Here is a 4447-nt window from a genome sequence, read left to right as displayed (position 1 = left end):
ACGAACGATGCGGCCCGCGCGCGGGCCTCAGTGCCGGATGCGCAGCAGCCGAGAAGGACAAGCGATCGTCACCGGCATCGGCGGAGACGGCCGCAGGCTGGCTCCGTGCCCCTTCGCATAGAGCGCGCCGCCCGAAACGGGCGGTGGCCCAAGAATCTCAGCCCAGCTGCGTCATCGGAATCCAATTGCATATTTCGCATGATTTACGTATATTAGGTAGAACAGTCATCGAGGCAACCATGAAGCAGTTCACCTTTTCCGATATGAATCGTGCGTCCGGGGAAATCCTTGAGGCCGCGCTGATCGAGCCGGTCGCGCTCACCAAGCGCGGCAAGCAGAAGCTGGTGATCCTGACGGCGGAAACCTATGAGCGTCTGAAGGGTCAACCCCAAGCGCAGGCTTATCGGCTGGAGGATGCACCGGAACATATCCACGATGAGTTGATGGAAGGTATCGATGCAATCCTTGACGGGAAGCATCACGATGCTTGAACGCGGCGAGATCGTCCGCTTCCATTATCTGTGGGCGCGCCAGGCACAAGCCGGCGAGGAGTCCGGCCGTAAGGCGCGTCCCGTCTGTATCGTCGTTCGCACCCCCGGAAATCCCGGCGCGGTCTTCCTGTTCCCGATTACATCGCAGGAGCCGCCGCCGGATCGGATCGCACTTGCTTTTCCCGAGATGGAATGCCGCCGCACCAACCTTGCCTATCCGTGCTGGATCATCCTCGACGAGTACAACCGCGTCGAGCTCGACAAGGCGTTCGATTTCGAGTCGACCAAACCGCTTGGCAATGTGAGCGCGGCTTTTCTTGAGAAGATCGCGGCCGCTGTGAAATCGGCTTCGACCCAGCGCGTGCTGAAAGGTGTAACGAGATCCTGACCTATTCCCGGATTAGGCTACACCGTGATCGCTCCGGTACGCAGCGTAGCGAGCGCGGCCCGATCCTGTGAAGAAGGCGAATATCGGAGAGATCAGCATAGCGCCGGCCTATGGCCGGGATTTCGGGAATTCTCGCTGCGTTGTGTGCGGAAGAAGCGCAGCCGCAGGAGCCTCAGCATAGCGACCCGCAGGGAAGGCGGGGTCGACTGCGCCCGCACGCGGCGCGCCGTTTTGGCGGGGGGGCAGGGGAGTTCGAGGGGCGGGGCTTCGGGGTGCCCCTCGTCCTGGTCCGATCCGCTCGACGCGGGGAGGACAAGGCACGCGGCCAGCCAGCTCGCCCGCCGCAAGGTTCGCCAATGCAACAGACGCCTGACCGCAATGGCCAGGCGTTTAGCGGTTCCGCAAGGTGAAGGCTATTTCGAGATCGTCCAGCCATCGGCCGTCCGTTTGATGGCAGCATTCTCGCCATGCTGGTCTATAAACACGCGATCCGCCTCCATTCGTCGGCTGCGGTGTAGGTCGCTGGCGCGATGGCCACTCGGCCTGACGCACCAGACTCCGATAGGCTTGCCGCAATCGGGGCAGCCAACCGCCAGGACCGGATGGACGTGAGCGGTGAAGTCGTGCGAACCGGATTCCATCATGCGCCCCTTTGCTCGTTGGAAAACAGGCTCTTGGGCCAGTCCGCCAGCGAATAGTCCGCGAGCCAGGACGGGCCGCGCGTGTTGCGAAGGTGCTGCAAGGTGCCTTGGGTGCGCCCGTCCATCCAGTCGGCCAGAAGGTCGTCCTTCCAGTTTTCGCCATGGGCAAGAGCGTAGGTGGTGACGGCGGCATGTTCTTCGGTGGTCAGAGGCTCGGTCATGACAGGTCCTCGTGCTGGGCCGCGAAGACTTTCTCCGGGTAGTCCTCCGGTAGACCGAAGGCTTCGAGCGCGGCATCGAGGGCGATCTGGATATCCGACCAATCGACCTGTTCGGGATTGTACATATAGGCTTCGATCAGGAGGCGGCAGGCATCCGCTGCCCGTTCGGGGCGCTCGACGCCGGGGATTTCGCTCCAGCTATCGAAGGCGGAGAGGGCCGCGCACATGCGTTTCACGTCGAAGTCGAATTGCAGGGGCTTCGAGCGCGACCGGCCAGCGATGGTCGCTATATGGCGCTCCTTCCCCGGCATCATGAAAAACAGATTGCGGCGGCCAAAATCGACCGTCGCCGTGGCGACGTAGTGACCTGCACGGATTTCGCCGTCCGGTCCAAACAGGACAATATTATCCTTCGTCATCAGAAGGCTCCTTTCAGTGGGTGGTGAGGAAAGCGTTTGAGCGGCAGAAGCACCGGCATCATGCCGATGCCGTGTTCAAATATCCGACGGCCTGATCGATTGTGCTCCCGATCTCGTCCATGGCACCTACGGCGTCTTCAAGGGCGTAGGCCGCCGCCTCCATCGCCTGCCCTCGCTCGCTGCCCTGGAAGCTCTCGGACAGGTTCTCGAACGCCTCGCTTTCCGCGTCTTTGATCGTTTCGACCTCGGACCTGATTTCGTCTGCAATCCCCTTCAAGGTATCGAGGCGGTCGATAAGGTCGGCGATGGCCTTGCGGCGTGCTTTATTCATGGTCGGGACCTTCCTCTGTGCTGGTGGCCGCGCCGTCCTTCAGGTCGGCTATCGCTGACCTGATCGCGCCGAGATCGTCATCAATGCCCTCTTGCAGAGGATCATCCTCGAACCCCGACATGAACAGCTCGGCCCGCTGCAAGGCGTCCAGCATCCTTTCTCCGATGCTTATGGACCGGGGATTGCGGGAAGCGGCGCGGCCTTCGGCCTTGGCGATGGTCGCCAGCGCGCCGGGCAGCCATGCGCTTAGGATCGGGTCGCCTTCGTCGTTCGCCAGCTTCACGCGAGCGACGGCGAGTTTGAGCGTCTCCAGCAGCTCGGGCGCGGCTTCGCGAAGTGGATCAGCGTTCCCCTGCATCGCAACCTCCATTCATTGCCCGGATGGTCCTGCCGGTGGTGAGGTCGACGACCTTCCATTCCCATGCCGGATTTTCTTCGCTGTTTCTGTCTATGAAGCCATGAGCCTTTTCGGCGGTCGCAAACCGGATTGCATGGATGCGCAAGCGGTTGCTTCCCCGGTTGCTCAGGAATGACCAGCTTTTCGTGCCGACGACGCGGCACTTGATTGCGTAGCTCATGCCTCACCGCCTTTCGATGCGGTCGCGATCTGGTCTCCGTCCTCGTGGTTCGTCACCAGCTCGGCGGCCGCATGAGGGACTGAACAAAAGGCAGGGCGTCTCGGCACGATGCAGGAGAAGCCGCTATCGGTCGAAACCCGGAACCCTTCCGGGGTTTCCTCCTCAAACCAGCGGTCTCCGGCTTCGATGCAGTCGCGGATGTTGTTCAGCGTGATGAAGAATGCGCCGCCCCAAGAGGAAGGGACGCGAGCGTGAATTGCATTGGCTAAGGCCATCGGGCGAACATGGCCGGTGATCTCCCGCAAATTGGAGATGACGACGGGATGCGCGGGCTTCATGGTAGAGCCTCCGATTTTTTGGTGATGGGGAGAGCGCCGCCGGGTAGCAACGGCGCTCTTGTGGGTCCGGTCAGGATTTCAGCGCGGCCATCCGCTCGCCGAGCAGCCAAAGGGCCTTGTTCAGCTTGATGTCCTGATCGATCCCGTTGACGGCGCGGGACGTCGCACGGCGCGGCCTGCCGAGATCGTCGCGGCCGACGCCGCGCAAACCGCCCTTGATGGCGTTTTCCTGAACCACATTCCAGACGGTCCAGAGATCGTCATTGCGGTCGTCGTGCCGGCGGGGAACCAGCAATTGCTCCGCCTTGATCGGCGTCTTGGTCTCGCCCTCGTTGTCCCCGAACCGGAGAACATGCGCCGCATCGGCAAGGATTTCCTTCTCCTCCTGCTTCAGCCGCATGCCGGACCAGTCCTGCGGGGCCGCAAGGGTGCGCTCGGCCTCCCCGAGGACGCGATAGGTGCCCTCGATGACCTTGTGCTGCACGTCGCCGGAATGCCGGACCTTGATGGCGTCGATGGTTCCGGTCTGCGTTACCAGCGAGTTGAGGCAACGGATGCGGAAGAGTCCGGCCATCAGCTCGTAGGCGCTGGTGCCGTCATTCGCGTTCTTCAGGAGGATTTCGCAGACGGTGTCACCGACATGATAGACCTTGCCGTCATCGATCCGGCGCATGCGAATAAGGTGCTTGGTGAAATCGGCCTTCCCCTCGATGCGGCTGCTGGACTGCTTGGCGCCGACCGGCATGAAGCCTTCATTCATCAGGCCGCGCAGCACCTCGATGGTGGGGATGGGCTTGAAGCGCTCGGACCTGCTCTCATGGGCGGTCACGGCGAAGATGGACGGCGCGATGCGGCGCATTTCGGCTTCGGTCAGGGCGCGGCCGGTGTCGAAACGGGCGGTCTGGGTGTAGATGCTCATTTTCTGTCTCCTTTTTCCCGAAGTCCCGCAGGGAAGCCCCCTTGGGCGAAGCCTCCCCGGTCTTTCCGGGGGAATGGCCTCTGACATTCCCCCGGACAGAGGGGGGAGGGCGCAGCCCGCC

Annotated in this window: 10 protein-coding genes; 2 read left to right on the top strand and 8 right to left on the bottom strand. The window is 62.4% G+C overall.

Annotated elements, in window-relative coordinates; translation table 11 throughout:
- The first annotated feature begins 239 nt into the window (after window positions 1-239).
- Together ABWW28_RS27325 and ABWW28_RS27320 are read left to right on the top strand one after the other, a co-directional pair.
- On the top strand, window positions 240-491 hold the full coding sequence (locus tag ABWW28_RS27325; RefSeq protein WP_234190702.1) for a type II toxin-antitoxin system prevent-host-death family antitoxin: 252 nt from the start codon (window positions 240-242) through the stop codon (window positions 489-491).
- Window positions 484-879, top strand: coding sequence for a type II toxin-antitoxin system PemK/MazF family toxin (locus ABWW28_RS27320; RefSeq protein WP_234190710.1), 396 nt, complete (start codon window positions 484-486; stop codon window positions 877-879). The genes ABWW28_RS27325 and ABWW28_RS27320 overlap by 8 nt, the downstream gene beginning before the upstream one ends.
- Before the next feature lie 413 nt (window positions 880-1292).
- Here the strand turns inward: ABWW28_RS27320 and ABWW28_RS27315 are convergent, their stop codons facing one another.
- From ABWW28_RS27315 to ABWW28_RS27280, 8 genes are all read right to left on the bottom strand, one after another.
- Window positions 1293-1523 carry a zinc finger domain-containing protein gene (locus tag ABWW28_RS27315; protein ID WP_353392963.1) on the bottom strand — a complete coding sequence of 77 codons (231 nt, stop codon included), beginning with the start codon at window positions 1521-1523 and terminating at the stop codon, window positions 1293-1295.
- Window positions 1520-1741, bottom strand: coding sequence for a hypothetical protein (locus ABWW28_RS27310; protein WP_234190712.1), 222 nt, complete (start codon window positions 1739-1741; stop codon window positions 1520-1522). The genes ABWW28_RS27315 and ABWW28_RS27310 overlap by 4 nt, the downstream gene beginning before the upstream one ends.
- Complete coding sequence (locus ABWW28_RS27305; RefSeq protein ID WP_234190714.1) at window positions 1738-2160, bottom strand: hypothetical protein; 423 nt, start codon at window positions 2158-2160, stop codon at window positions 1738-1740. Before ABWW28_RS27305 ends, ABWW28_RS27310 begins: the two co-directional genes overlap by 4 nt.
- Window positions 2161-2218: 58 nt before the next feature.
- On the bottom strand, window positions 2219-2491 hold the full coding sequence (locus ABWW28_RS27300) for a hypothetical protein (protein ID WP_234190716.1): 273 nt from the start codon (window positions 2489-2491) through the stop codon (window positions 2219-2221).
- Window positions 2484-2849 carry a hypothetical protein gene (locus ABWW28_RS27295; protein WP_234190718.1) on the bottom strand — a complete coding sequence of 122 codons (366 nt, stop codon included), beginning with the start codon at window positions 2847-2849 and terminating at the stop codon, window positions 2484-2486. Before ABWW28_RS27295 ends, ABWW28_RS27300 begins: the two co-directional genes overlap by 8 nt.
- Window positions 2833-3069, bottom strand: coding sequence for a hypothetical protein (locus ABWW28_RS27290; protein ID WP_234190720.1), 237 nt, complete (start codon window positions 3067-3069; stop codon window positions 2833-2835). Before ABWW28_RS27290 ends, ABWW28_RS27295 begins: the two co-directional genes overlap by 17 nt.
- Window positions 3066-3407 (bottom strand): hypothetical protein, encoded by a 342-nt coding sequence (locus ABWW28_RS27285; protein WP_234190723.1) that lies wholly within the window; start codon window positions 3405-3407, stop codon window positions 3066-3068. The genes ABWW28_RS27290 and ABWW28_RS27285 overlap by 4 nt, the downstream gene beginning before the upstream one ends.
- A gap of 70 nt (window positions 3408-3477) precedes the next feature.
- Window positions 3478-4326: a DUF932 domain-containing protein gene (locus tag ABWW28_RS27280; RefSeq protein WP_234190725.1), complete on the bottom strand. Its 849-nt coding sequence runs from the start codon at window positions 4324-4326 to the stop codon at window positions 3478-3480.
- Between the last annotated feature and the right edge of the window lie 121 nt (window positions 4327-4447).

The sequence above is a fragment of the Brucella sp. NBRC 14130 genome, assembly GCF_040371715.1.
Taxonomy (GTDB): domain Bacteria; phylum Pseudomonadota; class Alphaproteobacteria; order Rhizobiales; family Rhizobiaceae; genus Brucella; species Brucella intermedia.
This window is presented reverse-complemented; position numbering and strand designations above follow the sequence as displayed.